Genomic DNA, 24,628 nt, shown 5'->3' on the forward strand with positions numbered 1-24,628 from the left:
GGACGGGGCTCCTATCACTCGGCCGGGGCGAACATCGGCGACGGGCTCGATTCCGGCGCGCCGGTTAAATGCGGCTGCGGCCCGAGGCGGGCATATTTAAACATCAGGTACAGCTCCGCGGCGATGAAGGCGCTGTAGAGCACCGCGAAACCGATGAGGGAGAAGATCATATAGCCGAGATTATGGCTGGAGGCCGCCTGGAAGGTCGGCAGCCAGCCAAACACCGACCAGGGCTGGCGCCCGGCCTCGGCGGTGATCCAGCCGAACTCGCAAGCGAGAATCGGCAGCGGGATGGACCAGACGCAGAGCTTGAGCAGGAAAGGATGCCGCTCGAGCTGGTTTTTCAGGCTGTAATAGGCCGCGAAGGAGAACAGCCCGACGAAGAAGAAGCCCAGCGCCATCATGAGGCGGAAGGACCAGAAGGTGACGAAGACATTGGGCAGCGTGTCCTTCTCCGCCTGGGCGAGCACCGCGTCCTGGTTGGCCGGGGTGATCTGGCCGAGATCCTGGTTGGGCGCGTAGCGCTGGGCGAGGAAGCCGTAGCCCATATCGCTTTCATGCGCTTTGAAGGACGCCAGCGCCTGGGGGTCGTGCGTCTGGCCATAGGCCTTCAGCGCGTCGAGCGCCTGGATGCCGCTCTGAATCCGCGGCCCCACCTGTTTCTCCAGCGTAATCAGCCCGGGAATGCTGGTGTTGAAGGAATGGGCGATCAGCGGGTCCAGCACATAGGGCACCCCGATCTCGAAATGGTTGGCCTGGGCCTGCTGGTCCGGCAGGGCGAAGAGCAGCCAGGCGGCGGCGCCGGCGGGGCCGTTCGCGTCGCTATCCTGCCATAGCCCCTCGACCGCCGCGATCTTGGTGGGCTGGACGAGATAATCGAGCCTGCCCAGCGCGTCGCCCAGAGTCACGACCGCCAGCGAGGAGATCACCCCGAACAGCGCCGCCATGCGGAAGGAGCGCGCGGCGAATTCCCGGTGCTGCTTGCGCAGGATGTAAAAGGCGGAGATGCCCATGACGAACAGCGCGCCGGTGACGAAGCCCGCGATTGAGGTATGGACGAATTTCGCCTGCGCGTCCTCGCTGAACACGAGGTTGAGGAAGGAGTTGAATTCCAGCCGCATCGTGTCCGGGTTGAAGGAGGCGCCCTTCGGGCTCTGCATGAAGCCGTTGGCGATGAGAATCCATAAAGCGGAGAGGTTGGAGCCGAGCGCGGTCAGCCAGGTCACGGCCAGATGGCCGGGGCGGGACAGCCGGTCCCAGCCGAAGAACATCAGGCCGATGAAGGTGGATTCCATGAAGAAGGCCATCAGACCCTCGATGGCGAGCGGCGTGCCGAACACGTCCCCGACGAAATGCGAGTACATGGACCAATTGGTGCCGAACTCGAATTCCATGGTGAGGCCGGTGGCGACGCCGATGGCGAAGTTGATGGCGAAGAGCTTGCCCCAGAACTGGGTCATCTCCTTGTAGATCTGCCGGCCGGTGATGACATAGACCGTCTCCATCGCCGCCAGCAGGAAGGTCATGCCGAGCGTCAACGGCACGAACAGGAAGTGGTAGAGGGCCGTCAACGCGAATTGCAGACGCGACAGATCGACGACACTCGGATCGATTAACGGCATGACCGCTCTCTCCAGTTTTGTGAAAGCCTTGTAACCAAACAGCGCCGGTATAGGGATTAACGTCAATAAGCGGGTTGATCTCGATCAAATTCCGCCCGGTGCGTCCGGCATATACGGGCATGGGTTATTTCCGCGCCCTGGGGCCAGGATGGCCCAATCAGCGCCGCCGTGTGGCCCGGCCGTCCCGCAGGGTGTAAACCTCGTCCATCAGCGCCAGCCCGGCGGGGCGGTGGGATATATAGAGCACGGTCCGCCCGGCCAGCACCGGGAGGAGGTCGCGGAGAAAGGCCCGCTCGGTCTCATAGTCCAACCCTTCGGTCGGCTCGTCCAGAATCAGCCAGGGGGCGGGTTTCAGCACCGCCCGCGCCAGTGCCACCCGCCGCGCCTGGCCGCCAGAGAGTCTGGCCCCTCCCTCGCCGGCGAGGCTGTCCAGCCCCTGGGGCAGGGAGCGCACGAATCCCGCCAGCTGGGCCACCTCCAGCGCGTGCCAGAGCGCCGCCTCATCCGCCCTGGCATTGGCCAGCAGCAGGTTATCGCGGATGGTGGTATGGAAGATATGGCTGCGCTGGGAGATGACCGTGACATGCCGGGCGATGTCGGCGCTGCCATAGGCGCGCAGATCATGGCCGCCGAAGCGCGCCGTGCCCTCCTGGAACTCATGGAAGCGCAAGATGAGGTTGATCAGCGTGGACTTCCCCGCGCCGGAAGCGCCGGCGATGCCGAGGCGCCGCCCCTCCGGCACTGAGAGGCTGAGGCCGTTCAGCGCCGGGGGCGCGCCCGGGGCGTAGCGCAGGGTGACGGCGTTGAGCTCCAGCCCGTAGCCGCGCGGCTCCGGGGCGGGAAGGGCAGGCGGGGCCACGGGCGGGGGCGTATCCGCCAAAGCGAAGATCCGCCGCGCCGCCGCCTTGATCTGGCCGAGATATTGCAGCGCGCCGGGCAAAGGCGCCGTCGCCTCGAAGGCGGCCATCGCCCCCAGCACCAGCATCGGCACATTGGCGGCACCTATGCCGCCCTCCTCGAACCGCCTGGCGCCGCAAAGCAGCACCGCCAGCAGCGTCACATTGGCGGCGAGGCCGGAAAGGGCGAGGCCCAGCCCCGCCACCCAGCCCATCCGCGCCTGGGCCGCGGCCAGCTCGTCATTGAGGGCCGCGGCGCGCGCCTGCATCTGCGGCGCGGCGCCAAACACCAGCAATTCGCCCAGGCCTTGCAGCGCCTCGACATATTCGGCGCGCAGCCGGGCGGTGAGGCGGTTGATCTCCGCCCCCGGCCGGGCGCCGAGCCGGGCCGTGAGCAGGGGCGTCAGCATCCCGTTCAGCGCCAGGCCGAGGATGAGCGCCAGCGCCGCCGGCCAGGAGAAGAAAGCGAAGAACGCCGCCATCACCAGCCCGGCGGCGAACGCGGTGAGCACCGGCACGAAGACCCGCAGATAGAAAAGGTTGAGCGTGTCGATATCGGAGACGATGCGGCCGAGAAGATCGGCGGCGCGCTCGGCCTGCAGCGCCGCCGGGGCCAGCGGTTCCAGCCGCGTGTAAAACCACACCCGCAGATCCGCGAGCAGGCGGAAGGTGGCCTCATGCGTCACCAGCCGCTCGGCATAGCGCGAGCCGACGCGCAGCGTGGCGAAGAACCGCACCATGGCCGAGGGGGTGAAGAAATTGAAGGCGTTCTGCGCCGCGTAACCGGCGAGTCCGGCCAGGGCGGTCGCCGCCAGGAACCAGCCGGAAATGGCGAGCAGGCCGAAATTCGCCAGCACGGTGAGGGTGGCGAGGCCGAGCCCCGCCAGCATCCAGCCGCGCCGGGGGGCGAGCAGGCGGACCAGCCGCCAGATATCAGACATTCGCCGCTTCCCCCGCCCGGGCCAGCTCCCGGTAGGGGCCGGCGACCGCCAGCAATTCGGCATGGGTGCCGCTCTGCATGAGCCGCCCCGCCTCCAGCACCAGAATCTGGTCGGCGCGCTCGGCCACGGCGAGACGGTGGGCGATGATGATGGTGGTGCAGCCCTCGTTGAGGGCGGTCAGCGCGTCCAGCACCGCCGCCTCGGTCTGCGGGTCCAGGCTGGCGGTGGCTTCGTCCATGATCAGCACCCGCGCGTGGCGGGCATAGGCGCGGGCGAGGGCGAGGCGCTGGATCTCACCGCCGGAGAAATTGCCGCCGCCCTCGCCCACCGGGGTGGCGAAGCGGCCGGGCAGGGCCTCGATGAAATTATAGGCCTGCGCCCGCGTCGCCGCCGCCCGCAGCCGGGCGAAATCCACCTGCGGCAGGCCGAGGGCGATGTTCTCCTCGACACTGCCCGGGAACAGGCGCGGCGTTTGCGGCACCCAGGCCAGCGCCCGCCACCAGCTCTCCGGAGCAATCTCCGCGAGATCCTGGCCGTTGACGAGAATATGCCCGGCGGTGGGGCGGAGAAAGCCGAGCAGCAGGCGGGCGAGGGTGGTCTTGCCCGCCCCCGAGGCGCCGACGATAACCGTGAGCTTGCCCGCCGGGAACTTGGCCGAGACATCCTCCAGCACCTTCCGCCCCTCATAGGCGAAGCTGAGCTGCGCGCAGACGATCTCGATGCCCGCCGCCGCCGCCAGCTCCGCCGTGCCGCGCGGCGGCGCCGGCGCGTCGAGTACCGCGAAAATCTGCCGCGCGGCGGCGATGGTGCTCATCCGCGCATGGTAATGCACGGCCAGCCCGCGCAGCGGCACGAAATATTCCGGCGCCAGCAGCAGCACGAGAAAGGCGGGATAGAAGCCGAAATGCCCATGGATCAGCCGCGCCCCGAACAGCACCGCCACCAGGGCGATGGCGAGAGAGGCGAAAAATTCCAGCACGGCGCTGGTGAGAAAGGCGATGCGCAGCCCCTCCATGGTGGTGCGCCGGTACTCATCCGAGATGCGGGCGATGATGCGGATCTCGTCCCGCGCCCGCCCGAACAGCTTGAGCGTGGTCAGCCCTTGCAGCACGTCGAGGAAATGCGCGCCGAGGCGCAGCAGCTTGTCCCATTGGCGCTGGTTGGCGGCCTCCGCCCGGTAGCCGACCAGCACCATGAAGAAGGGGATGAGCGGTCCGGCGAGCAGAAGTACGGTAAAGCTGATCCAGTCGAGCGGCAGCACCACCGCGAGGATGGCGAGCGGCACCGCCACGCAGAGGGCCATTTGCGGCAGATAGCGGGAAAAATAGGGGTCGAGCGCCTCCACCCCGTCGAGCAGGGTGGCGGCCGTCTCGGCGCTGGCGGCCTCGGCGGCGGGGCCGCGCGCGAAAAGCCTGGCCAGCAGGGCGGCGCGCAGCCCGGATTTGATGGCGAGGCAGGCGCGGCTGGCCAGAGCCTCCGCCGCGTGGCTGAGCCCGGCGCGGAGGAGGAACAGCGCCGCCAGCCCGGCGATGAGCGGCATGAGCGGCGGCAGGAGGATATGGCGGAAGGAGATGGCCTCCACCAGCCGGGCCAGGATCACCGCCTGGCCGATGACAGCCCAGGCGGAGACGAGGCCGAGCGCGATGCTGCCATAAAGCGCGCCGCGGGCGCGCCGCCCTTCGCGCATCAGGCGCGGATCGATCCTCTCGCTCATGCCGCGCAGCTAACCCGCGCCTCACGCCCTGCCAAGAGGGGCCGGCCGCGCCCCACCGCCGAAACCCCGGCGCCTCTCAGCGTTGGGAAAAGCGCCGTCCCACCAACTCACTGGTGATATTGACCTTTTGCAGGTCGATATGGCCGCCGCCAATGCCCCAGAGCCAGGCATCGCGCATTTTCTGCTCCATCGGGTAGGCGGTGGAATAGCCGCAGGCTCCCATGACCTGCGCGCCATGCGTGACCACCCGGCGCACCGCCTCATTGGCGAAGCATTTCGCCAGGCTGGTATCGAGCAGGGAGGGCAGGCCGTCCTCGGCGTTCTGGGCCGCCCGGTGGATGAGCAGGCGCGACGCCTCGACATCCATCTTCATTTCCGCCAGCCGTAGCTGCACCGCCTGAAAATCGACGAGGGGCTTGCCGAACTGGGTCCGCTCCTGGGTATAGCGGAGCGCCACCTCGAGCGCGCTGGCGGCGATGCCGAGCGAGCAGGTCGCATTGCCCAGCCGCTCCATATTGAAGGAGCGCATGAGATTTTTCAGCCCGCCCGCCGGTACGATGATATTCTCCACCGGCACTTCCACATCGTCCAGATAGATCTCGGCATTGTGGAACCCCCGGGCGCCCATGAATTGCTCGGGCTTGCCGAAGGACACGCCCGGGGTATCCTTCTCGAAATACACCGCCCCGACGCCCGCCGCGCCCGGCTTGTCGGCCAGGCGGCAATAAAGAACATAACCCTGGGCGTGGCCGGCGCCGCTGCACCAGCGCTTGACCCCGTTGATGATAATGCGCCCGTCCTTGATGACGGCGCGGGTGGTGAGGTCGGTCATCGCGGTACCGACATCCGGTTCCGACATCGAGACCGAGACCATCATCTCGCCCGCGCAGACCTTCGGCAATACCTGTTTTTTGAGCCATTCCGGGGCGAAGTAGAGAAGGGTCTGGGCCGGGCCGCAATTGGCTTCGAATACCGGAAAGGCGACCGCCGCCGAGATTTTCGCGAATTCCTCCAGCACGAGGAGGGCGTCGAGTTTTCCCGCGCCGACCCCGCCATATTCCTCGGGAATGTTGACGCCGAGGAAGCCGAGTTCGCCCATGCGCCGCCGCACGTCATCGGGCACGGGCTCGCTGGTGCGCTCGCAATGGCGCGCGACCTCCGGCAATTCCTCCTGGGCGAACCGGCGGGCCGAAAGCTGGAATTCCTGCTGGCGCGCGTTGAGCTGGAAATCCATTCTCAGGTGACCGTGAAGCCACCATCCACCGGCAGCGAAACGCCCGTGATCGCCGCGGCGTCGTCCGAGCACAGGAACAACGCCGCCCGCGCGATCTCGTCTGCTCCTATGAACCGTCCCATGGGCACGCGGGAAAGAAAGGCCTTCTCCAAATCCTCGGGCGCGATCACATCCGGGTTGCGCCCCACGAAGGCGGGCCAAAGCGGCGTCTGCACCGGCCCCGGACAAATGGAATTGGCGCGGATATTGTGCTTGCCATAGGCGAGGGCGATGCACTCGGCCAGCATGCGCAGGCCGATCTTGGCGATGGAATAGCTGGGCGAGGCGGGGGAGGGCTTGATGCCCGAGCCGGAACTGGTGAACAAAATGCTGCCGCCGCCATTTTTCTTCATATGGGGCAGCACATGCTTGGCGCCGAAGAACCCGCCCTTCACATGGGTGGCGATTTGGCGGTCGAACTCCTCCTCGCTGGTCTGTTCGATGGCGCCCGCCCCGGCGATGCCGGCGTTATGCCAGAAAATGTCTATCTTGCCGAACGCCTTGATCGCCTCGCCGGCCACCTTCTTCATCGCCGCCTCGCTGCCGGTATCCGCCTGCACGAAAACCGCCTCACCCCGGGAGGCGATGTCCCGCGCGACCGCCTTGCCATTGGCCTCATTGAAATCGACGACGACGATCTTGGCGCCTTCATTGGCGAACAGCTCCGCCGCCGCCTTGCCGATGCCGGAACCGGAGCCGGTGATGATGGCCACCTTGCCTTGTAATTTTCCCATGACGATGTCCTTCCTGACGGTTGTTCTGAACCAGAAACAGAACGCCGCAGGCCACGCTCGCCACGCGGCGTTCCGCGCCCCTCAAGCGTAGGGATAAGGATATTTGCCGCTGAGGCTGATCATGGTCACTCTGGGCTCGGTATATTCCTGCAATGCCTCCGGACCATTCTCGCGGCCGATGCCGCTCAGCTTGAAACCGCCATAGGGCAGGCGCGGATCGAGGATGCGGAACGTGTTCACCCAGACCGTGCCGGTTTTGATCGCGCTGGACACGCGGTGGGCGCGGCCGAGATCGCGGGTCCACAGCCCGGCGGTCAATCCGTATTCGGTGCCGTTCGCGATCTCGATGGCTTCCTCCTCCTCATCGAAGGGGATCATCGCGACGACGGGGCCAAAAATTTCCTCCTGGGCGATGCGCATGTCATTCCTGACATTGGCGAAGACCGTGGGCGTGACGAAATACCCGTTCTCGAGCCCGGGCTCGGTCAGGCGGCGCCCGCCGGTCACCAGCTCCGCCCCCTCCGCGCGGCCGATCTCGATATAGCGCAGCGTTTTTTCCAGCTGGGCGCGGTGGGTTTGCGGCCCGATATGGGTGGTGGGCTCGTGCGGGTTGCCCACGCGCAGCTTCTCGGCGCGCTGGCGCACCTCCTCCACCATCCGGTCATAGAGCTTGCGCTGGACGAGAATGCGCGAGCCGAGCGTGCAGCTCTGCCCGCAGGCCATGAACCCGGCATGGGATACCGCGTTGGTGGCCTGCTCGATATCGGCGTCATCGAAGACGATATGCGGCGCCTTGCCGCCGCACTCGAACGATACGCGTTTGAGGTTCGCCGCGCCGGCGCGCATGATGTCCTGGGCGATGCGGTGGTCGCCGGTGAAGGCCAGCTTGTCCACGCCGGGATGCGCCGCGAGATGCGCCCCCGCCACCGCGCCGTAACCCGGCACCACGTTGACCACGCCTTTGGGGAATCCGGCCTGCTCGATCAGCTTCGCGAATTCATACATGGTGACCGGCGTATGCTCGGCCGACTTGACGACCATGGTGCAACCCGCGGCGAGGGCGGGGGCCAGCTTCATCGTCGTCACCAATGTCGGCGCGTTCCACGGCACGATGGCGCCAACGACGCCGATCGGCACGCGCGTCGTATAGGCGACCGTATCCTGGTTCATCGGGATCATACGGCCTTCGATCTTGTCGGCCATGCCGGCGAAATAATAATACCACTGCGCCTCGATCGCGATATTGGCGCTGGTTTCGCGCAAGGGGCGGCCGTTATCGTAAGTTTCGAGCTTGGCGATACGGGGGGCGTTCTCCTCCACCAGCGCGGCGAGTTTGCGCAAGAGCGCCGCGCGCTCCGTCGGCGCCATGCGCCCCCAGGGGCCTTTCAACGCGGCATTGGCGGCGTCTACCGCGCGGTCGATGTCGCGCTTGCCGCCGAACGCGGTCATCGCCCAGGGCGCGCCGGTGGTCGGGTCGATCGAGGCGGCTTGTTCACCATCGAGGGGATCTACCCACTCGCCTCCGATGAACAGCTTGTCCTGAACGTAAGCAAATGGCTGGTCCATTGGGCGTATCCTCTACACTCGGGGCGGCTCCCGCCTTCCGGCGGCGCCGTTTATTTTTGGACGGATGCGCCTATTCACCAACCTTCGCAAAAATCTGTCAAGGCGAATCCTTGTATTTCTGATATGTTCGCCTGCTCGAGAATTTTCCATTCACTTCGGGTCATGGAAAACGTTCTAACAATTTCTCCGGCGAGCAACTTTATCCGATTAAATGAAAATCCATTTGACCGGATGTCGCTCCAGCTCGGGACGCCGGGCGCGGCGAGCGATGCGCCAGCGCGCCGGCCCCGGATGTTTTTATTTCACCAGGCTTTTTTCTCCGTCCGCCAGCGCTATTTCCGTGATGCGCAGGTCATGCTTGGTTTGGCGCGAGGGGAAACGGTCTTTCAACCCTTCCTCATGGATCGGTATGACCCGCCGGCTTTCGTGCCCAACCCGGCCGAGCATCTCATGGGTGGTGAAGACAAGATTGGCCTGACTGCCGGCGGCAAGCCCGACCGGCACGTAATACGGATCATCCGGCGTGCCGCCATCGAGATTTTCGAACTGGTAGACGAGATCGCCCGCGAACACCCAGGCATCCGCGCTCTGCCGCTTGCCGTCATTGCGAATGACGATGTACTGGCTGGCGGGGGTGTGCGTTTCATAGGCTGGATGAAGATCGATACCGGGAAACACGTCTTCCATCGGCCCCTTGACCAATACCAGCCGGCCCTGCTTCGCCAGGTCGACGGCGCGCATGATATCGCCCGGATCGGTCGCGCCCATCAGCCAGCGGAATTGGCGGGGCAGCGCCATATAGGAAACCCAGGTGGTGATTTCCTTTTCCTGCACGTAGAATGTCGCGTTGGGGAACAGCGCGATGCCGCCCATATGGTCGAAATGCGCATGGGTGATGATGCAATCCGTCACATCCTCGGGGCGGATTCCGCATTCCCCCAGCACCTCGTCCGGGCCGTGCCAGTTGCTGCTGCCGAAAGCGGTATGAAAATACGCGCCGTAATCAACGTTGTTATATCCCACATCGAGCAGGATGGTGCGGCCTTTTCCTTTCAGCAGGACATAGCAATAGGGCAGTTTGGATGTGCCCTTGTTATGGGCGCCATACACCACAGCGCTGCGCGGCATCTGGGTGATTTGGGAATATTCCAGAACCCATATCGAATAATCGGTCATGCGCCTATTTCCTCACTTTGTTTTGTTTGCGAATTTCTTAGATCGTTCAAAAACCTGCCCCGGTATTCCCAACCGTCAATTGTCACGCGCCAGGGCGTTGCGGTGCACGGCGCAACAAGCGCCGGAGAATTGCACCATCTCGAAACCGGGCAGCGCGGCGGCGGCATGGTGCATCTCCCGCCAGCCGGATTTGAGTTGTGCCAGCGCCAGATCGCGCCGGGCCGGGTCGCGGCACTGCCGCGCATCGCTCAGCTTGCCGAGAACCGCTTCGATCGCGGCTTCCGCGCGCCGGAGATGATGGTGATGATGGGCGGCCCGCGGCGTGGCGCGCACGGAACGGATCGTTTCCGCGGCCTCCGCGAAAGATCTGCGCGCCGCGGCGAGCAGGGGGTGATCCGGCCCCTCCGCCTCTCCGCCCGTCTCGGCTAGGATGAACCACGCCGCGATCTGCGCGCCCGCATGGTGCAGCGTATCGAAGGCCGGACGAATTTCCAGCACATAATTGACGGTCGGCCCGTCCGGCGGCGATTTTACCTCGGGAGACACCTCCCCGCACAGCAATGCGCTCGCGGAGGCGGCCTCGGCCTCGGCCGTGGTCAGCGTCTGGAAGCGCATGGCGTCACGTCCACTCGAATTCGAGCCTTGGTGCTCCATGTTTCCGGGGCTGGAATCATCTCATCATTCGGCGTTTCACCGCTCCCTTGAGTTTTTGGCTTGCTCAAGCCTATCGTCATCCGGCCATCGAGGTCAATCTCGTTCCGGCTTTTATTTCGCCGGCGGTGGCATTTGTCGCATCCAGGCGCGGGCGATGTCGATGCGCCGCGCCACCCAGACATCCGGCAGCCCCGCCACGTGGTCCAGCAGCCGGCGCAGCGCGCCGATACGTGCCGGGCGGCCGATGATCCGGCAATGCAGTCCGACAGAGAGCAGTTTCGGGCACGCGGCACCCTCCGCCCGCAACGCCTCGATCGCGTCGCGCACATAGCGGAAGAAATGCCCGCCGGTATTGAATCCCTGCACGGCGGTAAAGCGCATGTCATTGGTGTCGAGCGTATAGGGCAGAATGAGCTGCGGGCGGCCCCAGCTGGGATCGTAATACGGCAGATCATCCGCATATGAATCGGAATCGTAGAGAAACCCGCCATCCTCCGCCACCAGCCGGGCGGTGTTGGGGCTGGTGCGGCCGGTGTACCAGCCGAGCGGTCTTTGCCCGGTGAGGGTGGTGATGATCTCGATGGCGCGCTGCATATGCTCGCGCTCCACCGCCTCCGGCACGTATTGGTAATTGACCCAGCGATAGCCATGGCTGGCGATCTCCCAGCCCGAATTCAACATCGCCTCCACCGCCGCCGGGTTGCGCTGCATCGCCATCGCCACGCCGAAAACGGTGAGCGGCAGCCCCCGTTCCGCGAATAGCGCCCGTACCCGCCAGAACCCCGCCCGCGCGCCGTAATCGTAGAGGCTTTCCATGGAATGGTGGCGCAGTCCGGACACCGGCGCGGCATTCACGATCTCGGAGAGGAACGTCTCCGCCCCGCTATCGCCATGCAGAATGGAATTCTCCGCCCCTTCCTCGTAATTGAGCACGAAGCTGAGCGCGAGCCGCGCCCCGCCCGGCCAGGAGATCACCGGCGGCCGCCCGGCATAGCCGGCAAGGTCGCGAGGATAGGCGGGGGTGTTAGCCGCCGCGATAGGTGGTGTAGCCATACGCGCTCAGAATCAACGGAACATGATAGTGCCGCTCCGGCTCATGCACCAGGATGCGCACGGGGATGATGTCGTAGAACTCCGCCGCCCGCCGGTAGGCCGCCGCGTGGAAGCGCAATTCATACACCCCCGCCACCAGCGTCTCCGCCAGCGTGGCGCGGCCGCCCGCATCCAACGTAGCGGTGAGATGCTGCCCGCCCGGCGCGCGCAGCTCCACCTCCATTCCCGCCGCGCCGCCGCCCTTCACGATATCCAGCACATGGGTGGTGATCCCCCTCATGGCGCCATATCCTCCAAACGTAGCCAGACGATCCCGGCGATCTCCCGCAGCGCCTGGGATTTTTCCGCCTCCGGTTCGTTTTGCAGCCGCCGCGCGAAGCTGTCCAGAATCGCCGCCTTGTTCTTCTGCCGGCGGACGCAGATGATGAAGGGGAAGCCGAATTTCTCCCTATAGGCGGTGTTCAGCGCCATGAAGCGGTCATGCTCTTCCGGGCTCAGCGCGCGTAGCCCGGCGCCCTCCTGTTCGCTGGCGGAGGCGGCGGTGAGCGGCGCTTGCCCGGCGCCAAGTTCCGGGTGGGCGCGGATCAGCGCCAGCTGCTCCGCCGGGGTGGCGTCCTCCACCACCCGCATCAGCGCCGCGTGCAGCGCCGCCTTGTCCGGAAACGGCGCGGCGGCGAAGGCGCGCTCCACCACCCAGGGGGAATGCTCGAACAGGCTAAGAAACGGGGCCGCTTCAGTAATCAAGCCGGACTCCATGCATTCAACCAGAGCGCGGCCTCATACTGGCCCGCGCCGCGCCGCCGCGCAACGGTTCTTCCGGCCTCACCGAAAAGCGGCTAGCCTGGAGAGGAGATGACCCACCTCGTTGAACTCGTGGATGCCCACGCCGCCACCCAGGCGGAGTTTCTCGCCCGGCTGGTGCGCCAGCCCTCCGACAATCCTCCGGGCGATTGCGCTCCCCATGCCCGGCTGGCGGCGGACCTGCTGGAGGAGCTCGGCTTCAAGGTCGAGCGGCATAGCGTGCCGGAGCCGCTCGTGCGCATGCATGGCATGGTCAGCTGCGTCAATCTCATCATCCGCCACGGCTTCGGCCCCGGCCCCACCATCGCCCTCAGCGCCCATGGCGATGTGGTTCCCCCCGGCGAGGGCTGGACCGCCGACCCCTATGGCGCGGAAATCCGCGAGGGCTGGATGTATGGGCGCGGCGCGGCGGTTTCGAAATGCGACATCTCCACCTACGCCTTTGCCCTGCGCGCCTTGCGCGAGAGCCGGCTGCCCCTGCGCGGCACGGTCGAGATTCATGTCACTCACGACGAGGAGACGGGCGGGGCGATCGGTCCCGCCTGGCTGCTGGCGCAAGGGCTGACCAAGCCGGATTACGCCATCGCCCCCGGCTTCTCCTATAGCGTGGTCACCGCCCATAATGGCTGCCTGCATCTGGAGGTGACGCTGCTGGGCCGCTCCGCCCATGCCGCCCGGCCGGAAACCGGGATCGACGCGCTGGAAGCCGCGGCCATCGTGCTGAGCGCGCTTTACGCGGAGCGGGCGCGTCTTGGCACCCATGTCTCGCGCTTTCCCGGCATTGGCGCGCCCGGCCTCACGGTCGGGCTCATCGCGGGCGGCATCAACACCAACGTGGTGCCAGACAAGGTGACGCTGCGGCTGGACCGGCGCCTCACCCCGGAGGAGGACCCGGCGGCGGTGGAGGAGGGGCTGCGCGAACTCATCACCCGCGCCGCTTCCATGGTGGCGGGGGCGCGCGCGGAAATCCGCCAGGTTCTTTTCGCCCAGCCGCTCACCCCTTTGCCCGGCGCGGAGAGGCTGGCGGCGGCACTCGCCCGCCGCGCCAGCGAGGTGTTCGGCGAGCGCATCGGCACCGCCGGCGTGCCGCTTTACACCGATGCCCGCCATTACGCCGCCGCCGGCATTCCCACCGTGCTTTACGGCGCCGGGCCGCGCAGCCTGGAGGAGGCCAATGCCCACCGCGCCGATGAGCGCCTGCCCCTCGCCGACCTCAACCGGGCGACGCAAGTGGTGGCGCTGGCCTTGGCGGATCTCCTGGCCGGCTGAAGCGGTTCCATTCACCGCCGCTCCAGGCGGCCGAGGAAATCCAGCATCACCCGCGCGGCCATTTCCGCATCCGCGGCGCTCACGGATTCGGCGGGGTTGTGACTCACCCCGGCGCGGCAGCGGATGAACAGCATCGCCACGGGGCAGAGCGCCGCCAGGCTCATCGCGTCATGCCCGGCGCCGGAGGCGAGGCGGAAGGGGTGCAGCCCCAGCCCGGCGATGGCCTCCGCCAGCAGGCTCTGCGCGGCGGCATCGCACAGGCAGGGGGCGAGGCGCTGCACCAGCCTGACCTCCTGGGCGATTCCCCGCCGCGCGCATAATTCCGCCAGCCCGGCGCGGAACTCCGCCTCCGCCCGGTCCCGCGCCTCGGCCAGCGGCGCGCGCAGATCCACGGAGAATTGGCAATGTCCAGGAATCACATTGCCCATGCCCGGCTCGACGGTGAGCGCGCCCACCGTGCCGGTGATCCCCGCGGCGGCGGCGATGCGCTCCACCAGCAGCACCGCTTCCGCCGCCGCGGCCAAGGCGTCCCGGCGCAGAGGCATGGGCGTGGTGCCCGCATGGTTGGCCATGCCCGCCAGGCGGACGGCGAGGCGCGTCTGCGCGGCGATGCCGGTGACGATTCCAACCGGCAGGCCCTCCGCCTCCAGCACCGGCCCCTGCTCGATATGCGGCTCGAGATAAAGAAACACATCCTTCCGCGCCGGCGCGGCTTGCAGCGCCGCCGGGTCCAGCCCGAAGCCGCGCAGCGCCGCCGCCATCGTCACCCCCGCCTCATCCACGAGGCCGGCGGGATCGGCGGCGAGCGTGCCGGCGAGATAGCGGCTGCCGGTCATGGAGGCATGGAAGCGCGACCCCTCCTCATCCCCGAAGGCCAGCACCTCGATGGCGAAGGGCAGGCGGCGGCCCTGCCGCGCCAGCTCCTCCACCACGCCCAGCCCCAGCATCACGCCGAGCGCGCCGTCATAGGCGCCGCCATCGCGCACCGAATCGATATGCGAGCCGATCAGCAGCGTCCGTCCGGGCTGCGTGCCCTCATAACGGCCGATCAGCGTGGCCGCCGGGTCCAGCCGCACCGCCATGCCCGCCGCCTCCATCCAGCCTTGCAGCGCCGCCAAAGCGGCGCGATGGGCCTGGGTGAGAAAGCGGCGGGTGAGCGCCCGCGGCTCCTCGCTGTAAGGCGGCCGTTTGAACAGGTCGCATCGGGAAAGGGCAATTTCGCCCAAGCTGGCGGGCGGAGCGTCCGGCATGCCTAAAATCTAGCCGGATAAAGCGATTGCCGGCAATGCGCCGCGCGGTTAGGCTTGGTTTTGAACCTTCATGAAACTGGGGTTGCCGGACATGGATCATGCCAATCAGCCACGTGCCAATCAGCCGCTCGCTTCGGCGCTGGCGGCGCTCTCGGCGCGGGTGCGGCACGATCTCGAATGCCTCGACTACCCGGCCCGGCCCTGGGTCCGCCCGCATACCAGCCCGGAAGGCCATGTGCATGACGTGCTGATCATCGGCGGCGGGCAGAGCGGTCTCGCCTGCGCCTTCGCGCTGCTGCGCGAGAAGGTGGAAAACATCCTGGTCATCGACGAGAACCCGCCCGGCCAGGAGGGCCCCTGGGTCACTTATGCCCGCATGGTGACGCTACGCACGCCCAAGCATCTCACCAGCGTCGATCTCGGCATCCCCTCGCTCACCTTCCGCGCCTGGTGGGAGGCGCAATACGGCCCGGAAGGCTGGAAGGCCCTGGGCAAGATCCCGCGCGGCGAGTGGATGCGCTACCTCGTCTGGTACCGCAAGACGCTCGGCCTGCCGGTGCGCAACGAGACCCGCGCCACCCTGATCGAGCCGGTGCGGCGCGGGCTGTTCCGGGTGCGGGCGGCGGGGCCGGGCGCGCCGGAGAGCGGGTTTTTCCTCGCCCGCAAGGTGGTGCTGGCCACCGGCATCCAGGGCGGGGGGGAGTGGCATACCCCGGATTTCATCAAGGCCCTGCCGAAATCGCGCTACGCCCACACCGCCGAGGCGGTGGATTACGCCGCCCTGGCGGGACGTAAAATCGGCATTCTCGGCGGCGGGGCCTCGGCCTTCGACAACGCCCAATACGCGCTGGGCGCGGGGGCGGCGGCGGTGGATGTGTTCATCCGCCGCGCGGCGCTGCCGCGCGTCAATCCCATCCGCATCATGGAGTCGGCCGGGTTCCTTGGCCATTTCTCGGATCTTTCGGACGCCCAGCGCTATGACGGCATCTCCCATTTCCTCTCCTTCAACCAGCCCCCCACCAATGACACCTTCAGCCGCGCCGCCGCCTATCCCGGCTTTACCTTTCACCCCGGCGAACCCTGGCTCGCGGTGCGCGAGACGCCCGCCGGGGTGGAGGTGACGACGCCGAAAGGGGGTTACGTCTTCGATTTCCTCGTGCTGTCCACCGGGCTGCTCACCGATGCCCGGCTGCGCCCGGAACTCGCCCTTCTGGCCGGGGACATTGCCTGCTGGCGGGACAAATACCAGCCGCCCAAGCCGAATCCGCTGGTGGATGACCATCCCTATCTCCAGCCGGATTTCGCCTTCACCCCCCGCAGCCCGGCGGCGGCGGCGCGGCTGCACGGCTTGTTCAATTTCAACTACGCCGCGCTGGCCAGCCTGGGACTTTCCGCCTCCGCCCTCTCGGGCATGAAATTCGCGGTGCCCAAACTCACCTACGGCATCGTCTCGCAGCTTTTCACGGATGACGCGGCGGAGATCCTCGCCGATTACAAAGCCTATGCGGAGGAGGAGTTCACCGGAACCTGGCCTTGAGGCGGGACGGCGAGCCCATGCAGAAACATCTGGATGCAGGCGTGGATATGCTCCACCCGCTCGGCGCCGGCGGGGTATTCCACCTCGCCCGTGCTTTTGACGATGATGGCGCCATAAACCATGTCCATCAGGATATTGGCGGCGCGGCGCGGGTCGCAGGGCTTGAGCCGCCCCCTCGCGCTTTGCCGGGCGAGCCAGCCCGCGAGCTCCGCGCGCGAAACCTCCGCCCCGCATAGCCGCACCGCCTCCCGCAATTCCGGAAAATGTCCGCCCTCGGCCACCACCAGATGCAGCAGCCCGAGCCGGACGCGGTCCGCCTCCTCATCCAGCGAGGCCTGGAACATCCGCTCCAGCGCCGCGTCCAGCGGCAGCGTCTCGTCCACCGGAAAATTCAGCCATTTGGCCCGCGTCGCGGCGATGACTTCCTTGAACAGCCCGGGCTTGCCAGGAAACAGGCGGTAGAGGGTCTGCTTGGAGATCTTGCAGGCGGCGGCGATCTCGTCGGTGGTGGTGGCGCCATAACCCTTTTCGAGGAAAAGCTGGCAGGCCATTTCGACGATGGCGCGCCGCTGGGCCGCGTCCGGCCTGGTTTTCGGCCGTCCCCGGCAGCGCCCGGCATCGCCCATCCTCGCAGGAACCGTGGAATTCATTTGAGTTTCGACCCCCGGTATGTCTGTTGCCCTGGACGCTCGGCTTGACAGCGCCATGAAGGCCATATTACCAGTACCAGGAAGTACTGTAAATGTAACGGGGCTTATTTCGTTTGTCTGGCGCCTTGTTTGTGGCCACGGCCTGGCGTCTCTCTGCTGCTTTTCCATGAGGCTTCGGGTCTGAGGTGAATATGCCTGCGAACATGTCTTCCCGTCCGCGCGCGCGGCTGCCGGCGGCGGCGTCCCTGTTGATTTTCGGCCTGATGTTGGCGGGGTGCGGAAAGAAGCCCGCCCCGCCGCCGCCGCCGCCGCAGGTGGGCGTGGTCACCCTCCACCCGCAGGCGGTGCAACGCACCACCGATCTGCCGGGGCGGACCAGCTCCGTGATGATCGCCCAGATCATCCCGCAGGTGAGCGGCGTGATCCTCAAGCGCCTGTTCATCGAGGGTGGCGACGTGGAGGCCGGGCAGCAACTCTACCAGATCGACCCCGCCCCCTATCAGGCGACCTATGACAACGCGGTGGCGACCCTCAAGCGCTACCAGGCCCAATTAACCGCCGACCGGGCGCAGGCGACCCGCTACAAACCCCTGGCGGCGGCGCAGGCGGTCAGCCAGCAGGATTACGATAACGCGGTGGCCGCGGTCGGCGAGGATGAGGCGGAGATCGCCTCCGCCAAGGCGCAGATCGAATCCGCGCGCATCAATTTGCAATACACCAAGGTCTACTCGCCCATTTCCGGCACCATCGGCGCTTCATCGGTCACCCCCGGCGCGCTGGTCACCGCCTATCAAACCACGCCGCTCGCCACCGTCACCACGCTCGATCCCATCTATGTCGATGTCAACGAATCGACGACCGACTGGCTGCGGCTGAAACAGGAGGCGGCGGCCGGGCGGCTCGTGCTCGCCCCGGATGGCTCGGCCAAGGTGACGCTGACGCTGGAGGATGGCAGCACCTATCCGCTGGACGGGCGGATGCAATTCGCCGAGGTCAATGTGGATCAAACCACCGGCACGGTGCTGGTGCGGGCGCTCTTTCCCAACCCCCAGCATCTGCTTCTGCCGGGCATGTATGTTCATGCCAAGCTGGATGAAGGCACCGACAAGGCGGCCATCCTCGTCCCGCAGCAGGCCGTTTCCCGCAACACCCATGGGGATCCGGTGGTGCTGCTCGTCAACGCGCAGAACGTCGTCTCGCAAGTGGTGATCCAGACCGGGCAGAATGTCGGCAATTATTGGCTGGCGACGAGCGGTTTGAAGGATGGGGACCGGGTGGTGGTGGACGGGCAGCAGAACGCGACCGTCGGCAAGGCCGTGACGCCCGTGGACGAGACCGCCCAATTCGCTGCCAATCCCGCCGCCTGAGCCGCAAGCAGGAAGCCCGCCATGTCACGCTTTTTCATAGATAGGCCGATTTTTGCCTGGGTGATGGCGCTGATCGTCATGATGGCGGGCGGCATCGAGATGCTGCAATTGCCCATCGCGCAATACCCCAGCATCGCCCCGCCCTCCGTCAGCATCACCGCCAACTATGCGGGAGCCTCGGCCACGACGGTCGCCAATACGGTCATCCGCCCGATCCTGCAGCAGATGACCGGGCTGGACGGGCTGGAATACATGAACGCGACGGCGCAATCCACCGGCGCGGTGTCCATCCTGCTCACCTTCAAGCAAGGCACGGACCCCAACATCGCCCAGGTGCAGGTGCAGAACAAGCTCGCCGTGGCTGAGAGCACGCTGCCGACCGAGGTCACCCAGACGGGTGTGACGGTGCAGAAGGCGGAGAAGAACTACATGCTCTTCTTCGCTCTCGTCTCCAAGGATGGGCGGATGACGCGCGGCGATATCGCGGATTACATCGCCTCGAATATCGAGGCGCCGATCACCCGCGTGCCGGGCGTGGGCGATTACACGCTGTTCGGCTCCGAATACGCGATGCGCATCTGGCTCGACCCGGACAAGCTCTATAAATACAAGCTGACCGTCACCGATATCGCCAGCGCCATCGAGGCTCAGAATATCCAGGTTCCCTCCGGCGAGCTGGGCGGCTTGCCCTCGGTGAAGGGCCAGCGCCTGGACGCGCTGATCAACGGCCCGTCGGAATTCAGCGATCCCGAGCAGTTTCAGAACATTTTGCTCAAGGTCCAGACCAGCGGCGCCCAGGTACGGCTGCGCGATGTCGCGAAGGTGGAGTTGGGGCCGCAGAGCTACGCCATCAGCTCTCTCTATAACGGCATGCCGGCGAGCGGCATGGGCCTCAAGCTCAGCCCCGGCGCCAACCAGCTCACCACCGAGAAGGCGGTGAAGACGGAGCTGAACACCCTGGCGCAGCGTCTCCCGCCAGGGCTGGAGCTCGTCTATCCCTACGACACCCAGCCTTATATCGTCCTCTCCCTCAAAGAGGTGGCGATCACCCTGCTGTAGGCGATCGCCCTCGTCTTCCTGGTGATGCTGCTCTTTCTGCAGAATTTCCGCGCCACGCTCGTGCCGACCATCGCCGTGCCGATCGTCCTGCTCGGCACCTTCGCGGTGCTGGCCTTCATGGGCTATTCGATCAACACGCTGACCATGCTGGCCATGGTGCTCGCGGTCGGGTTGCTGGTGGATGACGCCATCGTCGTGGTGGAAAACGTCGACCGGCTCATGCACACCAAAAACCTGCCGCCCAAGGAGGCCGCCCGGCAATCCATGGGCGAGATCTCGGGCGCTCTGGTCGGCATCGCCATGGTGCTGGCGGCCGTGTACATGCCGATGGCCTTTTTCAGCGGCTCCACCGGCGTCATCTACCGCCAGTTCTCCGTCACCATCATCTCCGCCATGGCGCTTTCGGTGCTCACCGCGCTCACCTTCACCCCCTCGCTCTGCGGATCATTGCTGCGGCCGCAAAAGCCGGGGGCGGGCACGCGCGGCTTCACCGGCTGGTTCAACCGCAATTTCGAGGCGACCCGCAATCATTACCTGCATGGCGTCGCGCGGATGACGAAGCGGCGGCGGCTGAGTATGGTGGCGCTGGTCTGCATCACCATCCTCATGGTGTTCCTGTTCACGCGCCTGCCAAAAGGCTTTCTGCCCGATGAGGATCAGGGATTGCTGCTCGGGCAGGTGAGCCTGCCGCCTGGCGCCACGGCCGAGGAGACCGAGGCGATGAACGCCCAGGTGCGGCAATATCTCGAGCAAGCCGAAGGCAAGAACCTGAAATCGATGTTCACCGTCACCGGCTTCAGCTTTGCCGGTCAGGCCCAGAATCAGGGCTTTCTCGTCCTGCTCACCACCCCCTGGGACGAGCGGACCAAGGCCTCGCAGAGCGTCGCCGCCATCGCGGGGCGGGCCAACAGCCATTTTCTGGGCAATCGCGGCGGCCAGGTCTTCATCGTCCAGCCGCCGCCGGTGCTGGAACTCGGCAACGCCACGGGCTTCGACATGGAGCTGATGAACACCGGCAATCTCAGCGACGCCGATTTCTATGCCGCCCGCAATCAATTCCTCAAACTCGCCGGAGCGGATAAGATGCTCGTGGCGGTGCGGCCGAACGGTCTGGGCGAGACGCCGCAATATGCTCTCGATGTGGATCGCGAGAAAGCCTCCGCGCTCGGGCTTGCCATCAATGACGTCAACACGACGATCCAGGGGGCGCTGGCCTCGATGTATGTCAATCAGTTCTTCCGTGATGGGCGCGTGAAGGATGTCTATCTCCAGGGCCAGCCGGATGCCCGCATGCAGCCGAGCGATCTGGAGAAATGGTATGTGCGCAACAACCAGAACCAGCTGGTGCCCTTCAGCGCCTTCACCTCGGGGCATTGGACCGTGGGGCCGCAATCCGTGGAAATTTATAACGGCATCAGATCCTATGAATTATTGGGTCAGCCCGCCCCCGGCGTGAGCAGCGGCCAGGCGATGACCGAGGTGCAGAAACTCGTCTCCAAGCTGCCCAAGGGCGTCACCATGGAATGGACCGGGCTTTCCTATGAGCAGGAGAAGGCCGGATCGCAGACCGGAGCGCTTTATACCATCTCCATCATCTTCATCCTGCTCTGCCTGGCCGCCCTTTATGAAAGCTGGTCCATCCCGGCGGCCGTGATGCTGGTGGTGCCGCTCGGCATCATCGGCGCGGTCACCGCCAATTTGCTCCGCGGGATCGACAACGACGTCTATTTCCAGATCGGCCTGCTCACCACCATGGGCCTCTCGGTCAAGAACGCCATTCTCATCGTCGAATTCGCGCGCAATTTCTACGAACAAGGCGAGAGCCTGATAGATGCGGCGATGCATGCCGGGCGGGAGCGTCTGCGGCCGATTTTGATGACCTCCATCGCCTTCGTGCTCGGCACCTTGCCGCTGGCGGTGGCCTCCGGGGCGGGGGCGGGGGCGCGCCAGGCCATTGGCACCGCCGTGGTGGGCGGCATGGTCACCGCCACCGTGCTGGTCACCCTGTTCGTGCCGGTCTTCTTCGTCACGGTGCTCACCTTGGCCAAGGTCAAACGCCGCTCGGAAAAACTGGCGGAGGAAGCCGCCGCCGGGCAGGGGAACAGCCATGCGTAAATCGAGCCTGGCGGCCTGTCTCTCCCTCGTTCTCTCCCTGGTCCTGTTGTCCGGCTGCATGTTCATACCGGACTATCACCGGCCGGGCCTGCCGGTGGAGAACCAATATCCGGTGGCGGGCGGCGCTGGCCCCGCCGCGGCCGATATGGGCTGGAAGGTGTTTTTCGCCGATCCGGCGCTGCAGCAGCTCATCGCCTTCAGCCTCGCCAATAACCGCAATCTGCGCATCTCGGCCCTCAACGTCCAATCCGCCGAGGCCCAGTACCGGGTGAGCCGCGCCAGCTTGTTCCCGACGCTGCAAGGGGTGGGCACCGCGCTGGAGGAAGGCATTCCCGCCGACGCCAGCACCAGCAATCCGGCTGGCTCCGGTCAGGGCGTCACGCTGCATGAATACAGCCTTGGCGCGGAGGCTGTCTCCTGGGAGCTCGATCTCTTCGGCAAGATCCGCTCCCAGGCCGAGGCCGCGCGCCAGACCTATCTGAGCGATGCCGAGACGGCCCTCAGCGTGCAGATCGCGCTCGTCGCCCAGGTGGCGGCGGAGTACGACACCTGGCTCGCGGATCGCGAATCCCTGCAAATCGCCGAGAACACGGCCGCCACCAACCTGAAAAGCCTCCAGCTCACCCAGCTCGAGGCCCAGCACGGCACCGGCACGGCGCTGGACGTGGCGCAGTCACAGGTCAATTACGACACCGCCCGCGCCTATATCTCGCAATATCAGCGGATGGTGGCGCAGGATATGGATGAGATCGTGCTGCTGGCGGGGGCGCCGCTGCCGCCCGCCTTGGTCCAACAGATGCAGCAGGTGGCCGGGCTGTCCAACGAGCCGCCTTTGCCGGAGGTGCCCGCCGGCCTGCCCTCGGATCTGCTCACCCGCCGGCCGGATATCCGCGCCGCCGAGCACCAGCTCCTCGCCGCCAATGCCAATATCGGCGCGGCGCGGGCGGCCTTCTTCCCCTCCATCTCCCTCACCGCCAATGGCGGCGTGGCCAGCAACAGCCTCAGCAGCCTGTTCGATGGCGGGCAGGGCTCCTGGATGTTCGAGCCGCAGATCACCCTGCCGATTTTCACCGGCGGCGCCAATCTCGCCAATCTCGACCTCGCCAAGATCGAGAAGCGGGTGCAGATCGCCAATTACGAGCAGACGATCCAATCGGCCTTTCACGATGTTTCGGACGCGCTGGCCGGGCGGACGACCTATTCCGCCCAGCTCCAGGCGCAGCAGGATCTGGTGGCGGCGGATCAACGCTATTATCAACTGGCCTCGATGCGCTTCAACACGGGCATCGACAATTATCTCAACGTGCTGATCGCGCAGAACGCCCTGCTTAACGCGCGGCTCAACCTGGTGGCATTGCGATTGGCCCAGCAGCAGAACGAAATCACGCTGTACAAGGCGCTGGGCGGCGGCTGGGAGGCGGAGAACACGCCGGTGGCGGCGGCACAGCCCGCCGCGGCGCCGAAGCCCGATTAACCCGCCGCCGGGGCTGGAGCTGGAGGGCCTCACCCTTGGCTACCAGGGGCGGCCGCTCTTCGCGGGGCTGGATTTGCGGGTGGCGGCGGGGCGTTGCACCGCCCTGCTTGGCGCCAGCGGGGTGGGCAAGACCAGCCTGCTGCGGGTCATCGCCGGGCTGGCCGCGCCGGAGGCCGGGCGGGTCGCCGCCTCGGACGGGCTGCCCCTGCGCCAGCGCATCGCCTGGATGGGCCAGCAGGATCTCCTCTACCCCTGGCTTCGCGTCGTGGGAAACGTCACGCTGGGCAGCCGCCTGCGGGGTGAGAGGCCGGATACGCCCCGCGCCCTGGCCTTGCTGGAGGCGGTGGGGCTCGCGGGCCGGGCGCGAGCCCTCCCGCGCGAACTCTCCGGCGGCATGCGCCAGCGCGCCGCCCTGGCGCGGACCTTGTATGAGGACCGGCCCATCGTGCTGATGGATGAGCCCTTCTCGGCCCTGGACGCGATCACCCGCGCCCGCATGCAGGAGCTCGCGGCCCGGCTGCTGGCGGGGCGGACCGTGCTGCTCATCACCCATGACCCGCTGGAGGCCTGCCGCCTCGCCCATGGCCTGCACGTGATGGCGGGCCAGCCCGCGCGGCTCGGCCCGCTCATCTCCGTGCCGGGCGCGCCGCCCCGCGCCGTGGATGACGAGGCGCTGCTGCACGCCCAGGCCGAGTTGATGCGCGCTCTGCTCGCCGGGGGCGGGGCGTGAGCCGCATCCTTCGCCCGCTCTACACGCTGGCGGGGCTGGTCCTGGCCTGGTGGCTGCTTGCCCGCTTCGCCGGGATTCCCGCTTTCCTGCTTCCCGGTCCGGGTGCGGTGGCGGCCACGCTGGTCACGCGCTGGGGGTTTCTCTGGGCCAACATGCTCGTCACGCTGGTGGAAATCGCGCTGGGCCTGGCGCTGGGCACGCTCGCCGGGGCGCTGCTCGCCCTGGTCATGGTCTATTCCCGCGGCTTGCAGCGCTGGGTGCTGCCGCTGCTGCTGCTGAGCCAGGCCGTGCCGGTATTCGCCCTGGCGCCGCTCCTGGTGCTGTGGCTGGGCTTCGGCCTCGCCTCCAAGGTGCTGATGACCATGCTCATCATCTTCTTCCCCGTCACCGCCGCGTTTTACGACGGGCTGCGCCGCACCGAGCCGGGCTGGCTCGACCTTGCCCGCACCATGGGCGCCTCCAGCCTCGCCCAGCTTCTCCATGTCCGGCTGATGGCGGCGCTGCCCGCCTTTGGGGCGGGGCTGCGCATCGCGGCGGCGGCGGCGCCCATCGGCGCCATCATCGGCGAGTGGGCGGGGGCCTCGGCCGGGCTGGGCTATGTGATGCTGAACGCCAATGCCCGGATGCAGACCGATCTGATGTTCGCGGCGCTGGCGCTGCTGGCCGCTCTCACCATTCTGCTCTGGGCGCTGGTGGATGGGCTGCTGCGCCGGCTGCTCCGCTGGGCGCCGGATAGCGGCTGACCCG

Annotated in this window: 19 protein-coding genes and 1 pseudogene; 7 read left to right on the top strand and 13 right to left on the bottom strand. The window is 66.6% G+C overall.

Going from position 1 to position 24,628, the window contains the following annotated elements:
* Positions 1 to 14: 14 nt before the first annotated feature.
* The 11 genes from M7H45_RS04075 to uraD form a co-directional block, all read right to left on the bottom strand.
* Entirely contained in the window at positions 15 to 1,622 is a 1,608-nt protein-coding gene (locus M7H45_RS04075; RefSeq protein WP_298214966.1) for a cytochrome ubiquinol oxidase subunit I, read from the bottom strand.
* Between the two features lie 157 nt (positions 1,623 to 1,779).
* Positions 1,780 to 3,522: a thiol reductant ABC exporter subunit CydC gene (cydC, locus tag M7H45_RS04080; RefSeq protein WP_408832440.1), complete on the bottom strand. Its 1,743-nt coding sequence runs from the start codon at positions 3,520 to 3,522 to the stop codon at positions 1,780 to 1,782.
* Entirely contained in the window at positions 3,452 to 5,173 is a 1,722-nt protein-coding gene (cydD, locus tag M7H45_RS04085; protein WP_298214968.1) for a thiol reductant ABC exporter subunit CydD, read from the bottom strand. The genes cydC and cydD overlap by 71 nt, the downstream gene beginning before the upstream one ends.
* A gap of 76 nt (positions 5,174 to 5,249) precedes the next feature.
* A complete protein-coding gene (locus tag M7H45_RS04090) occupies positions 5,250 to 6,407 on the bottom strand; it encodes an acyl-CoA dehydrogenase family protein (protein WP_298214970.1) in 1,158 nt (385 codons plus the stop codon).
* A 2-nt stretch (positions 6,408 to 6,409) separates the two neighbouring features.
* Positions 6,410 to 7,180, bottom strand: a complete 771-nt coding sequence (locus M7H45_RS04095; protein ID WP_298214972.1) for an SDR family NAD(P)-dependent oxidoreductase — start codon at positions 7,178 to 7,180, stop codon at positions 6,410 to 6,412.
* Between the two features lie 81 nt (positions 7,181 to 7,261).
* Complete coding sequence (locus M7H45_RS04100) at positions 7,262 to 8,746, bottom strand: aldehyde dehydrogenase (protein WP_298214974.1); 1,485 nt, start codon at positions 8,744 to 8,746, stop codon at positions 7,262 to 7,264.
* Positions 8,747 to 9,043: 297 nt separating this feature from the next.
* Positions 9,044 to 9,922: an N-acyl homoserine lactonase family protein gene (locus tag M7H45_RS04105; protein WP_298214976.1), complete on the bottom strand. Its 879-nt coding sequence runs from the start codon at positions 9,920 to 9,922 to the stop codon at positions 9,044 to 9,046.
* 75 nt (positions 9,923 to 9,997) lie between these two features.
* Entirely contained in the window at positions 9,998 to 10,537 is a 540-nt protein-coding gene (locus M7H45_RS04110) for a hypothetical protein (protein ID WP_298214978.1), read from the bottom strand.
* A gap of 150 nt (positions 10,538 to 10,687) precedes the next feature.
* Positions 10,688 to 11,629 (bottom strand): allantoinase PuuE, encoded by a 942-nt coding sequence (gene puuE, locus M7H45_RS04115; protein WP_298214980.1) that lies wholly within the window; start codon positions 11,627 to 11,629, stop codon positions 10,688 to 10,690.
* Positions 11,601 to 11,909: a hydroxyisourate hydrolase gene (locus M7H45_RS04120; protein WP_298214982.1), complete on the bottom strand. Its 309-nt coding sequence runs from the start codon at positions 11,907 to 11,909 to the stop codon at positions 11,601 to 11,603. Before M7H45_RS04120 ends, puuE begins: the two co-directional genes overlap by 29 nt.
* On the bottom strand, positions 11,906 to 12,373 hold the full coding sequence (gene uraD, locus M7H45_RS04125; protein ID WP_298214984.1) for a 2-oxo-4-hydroxy-4-carboxy-5-ureidoimidazoline decarboxylase: 468 nt from the start codon (positions 12,371 to 12,373) through the stop codon (positions 11,906 to 11,908). The genes M7H45_RS04120 and uraD overlap by 4 nt, the downstream gene beginning before the upstream one ends.
* A gap of 108 nt (positions 12,374 to 12,481) precedes the next feature.
* On the opposite strand from uraD, the gene M7H45_RS04130 reads away from it, so the two are divergent.
* The gene (locus M7H45_RS04130) at positions 12,482 to 13,699 is read left to right on the top strand and encodes a M20/M25/M40 family metallo-hydrolase (RefSeq protein WP_298214985.1); all 1,218 of its coding nucleotides are present in this window, start codon (positions 12,482 to 12,484) and stop codon (positions 13,697 to 13,699) included.
* Between the two features lie 11 nt (positions 13,700 to 13,710).
* Here M7H45_RS04130 and M7H45_RS04135 read toward each other — a convergent pair whose 3' ends face one another.
* Positions 13,711 to 14,949 carry an allantoate amidohydrolase gene (locus tag M7H45_RS04135; RefSeq protein ID WP_298214986.1) on the bottom strand — a complete coding sequence of 413 codons (1,239 nt, stop codon included), beginning with the start codon at positions 14,947 to 14,949 and terminating at the stop codon, positions 13,711 to 13,713.
* 70 nt (positions 14,950 to 15,019) lie between these two features.
* Here M7H45_RS04135 and M7H45_RS04140 point away from each other — a divergent pair, with 70 nt between their 5' ends.
* On the top strand, positions 15,020 to 16,486 hold the full coding sequence (locus M7H45_RS04140; protein ID WP_298214987.1) for an FAD-dependent oxidoreductase: 1,467 nt from the start codon (positions 15,020 to 15,022) through the stop codon (positions 16,484 to 16,486).
* Here M7H45_RS04140 and M7H45_RS04145 read toward each other — a convergent pair.
* A complete protein-coding gene (locus M7H45_RS04145) occupies positions 16,450 to 17,136 on the bottom strand; it encodes a TetR/AcrR family transcriptional regulator (RefSeq protein WP_298214988.1) in 687 nt (228 codons plus the stop codon). The two genes, M7H45_RS04140 and M7H45_RS04145, sit on opposite strands and share 37 nt — an antisense overlap.
* A gap of 263 nt (positions 17,137 to 17,399) precedes the next feature.
* Between M7H45_RS04145 and M7H45_RS04150 the strand changes: the two genes are divergently transcribed.
* The 5 genes and pseudogenes from M7H45_RS04150 to M7H45_RS04170 all read left to right on the top strand — a co-directional run bounded on the left by M7H45_RS04150 (position 17,400) and on the right by M7H45_RS04170 (position 24,624).
* A complete protein-coding gene (locus tag M7H45_RS04150) occupies positions 17,400 to 18,503 on the top strand; it encodes an efflux RND transporter periplasmic adaptor subunit (protein ID WP_408832452.1) in 1,104 nt (367 codons plus the stop codon).
* Between the two features lie 21 nt (positions 18,504 to 18,524).
* Positions 18,525 to 21,677 (top strand): annotated as a pseudogene (locus M7H45_RS04155) (efflux RND transporter permease subunit).
* Entirely contained in the window at positions 21,670 to 23,151 is a 1,482-nt protein-coding gene (locus tag M7H45_RS04160; RefSeq protein WP_298214990.1) for an efflux transporter outer membrane subunit, read from the top strand. The pseudogene M7H45_RS04155 and the gene M7H45_RS04160 overlap by 8 nt, the downstream one beginning before the upstream one ends.
* Positions 23,147 to 23,881 (top strand): ABC transporter ATP-binding protein, encoded by a 735-nt coding sequence (locus tag M7H45_RS04165; RefSeq protein ID WP_298215014.1) that lies wholly within the window; start codon positions 23,147 to 23,149, stop codon positions 23,879 to 23,881. Before M7H45_RS04160 ends, M7H45_RS04165 begins: the two co-directional genes overlap by 5 nt.
* On the top strand, positions 23,878 to 24,624 hold the full coding sequence (locus M7H45_RS04170; RefSeq protein WP_298214991.1) for an ABC transporter permease: 747 nt from the start codon (positions 23,878 to 23,880) through the stop codon (positions 24,622 to 24,624). Before M7H45_RS04165 ends, M7H45_RS04170 begins: the two co-directional genes overlap by 4 nt.
* The last annotated feature ends 4 nt before the right edge of the window (positions 24,625 to 24,628 follow it).

Source organism: Acidocella sp. (genome assembly GCF_027352905.1).
In the GTDB taxonomy this organism is placed as follows: Bacteria; Pseudomonadota; Alphaproteobacteria; order Acetobacterales; family Acetobacteraceae; genus Acidocella.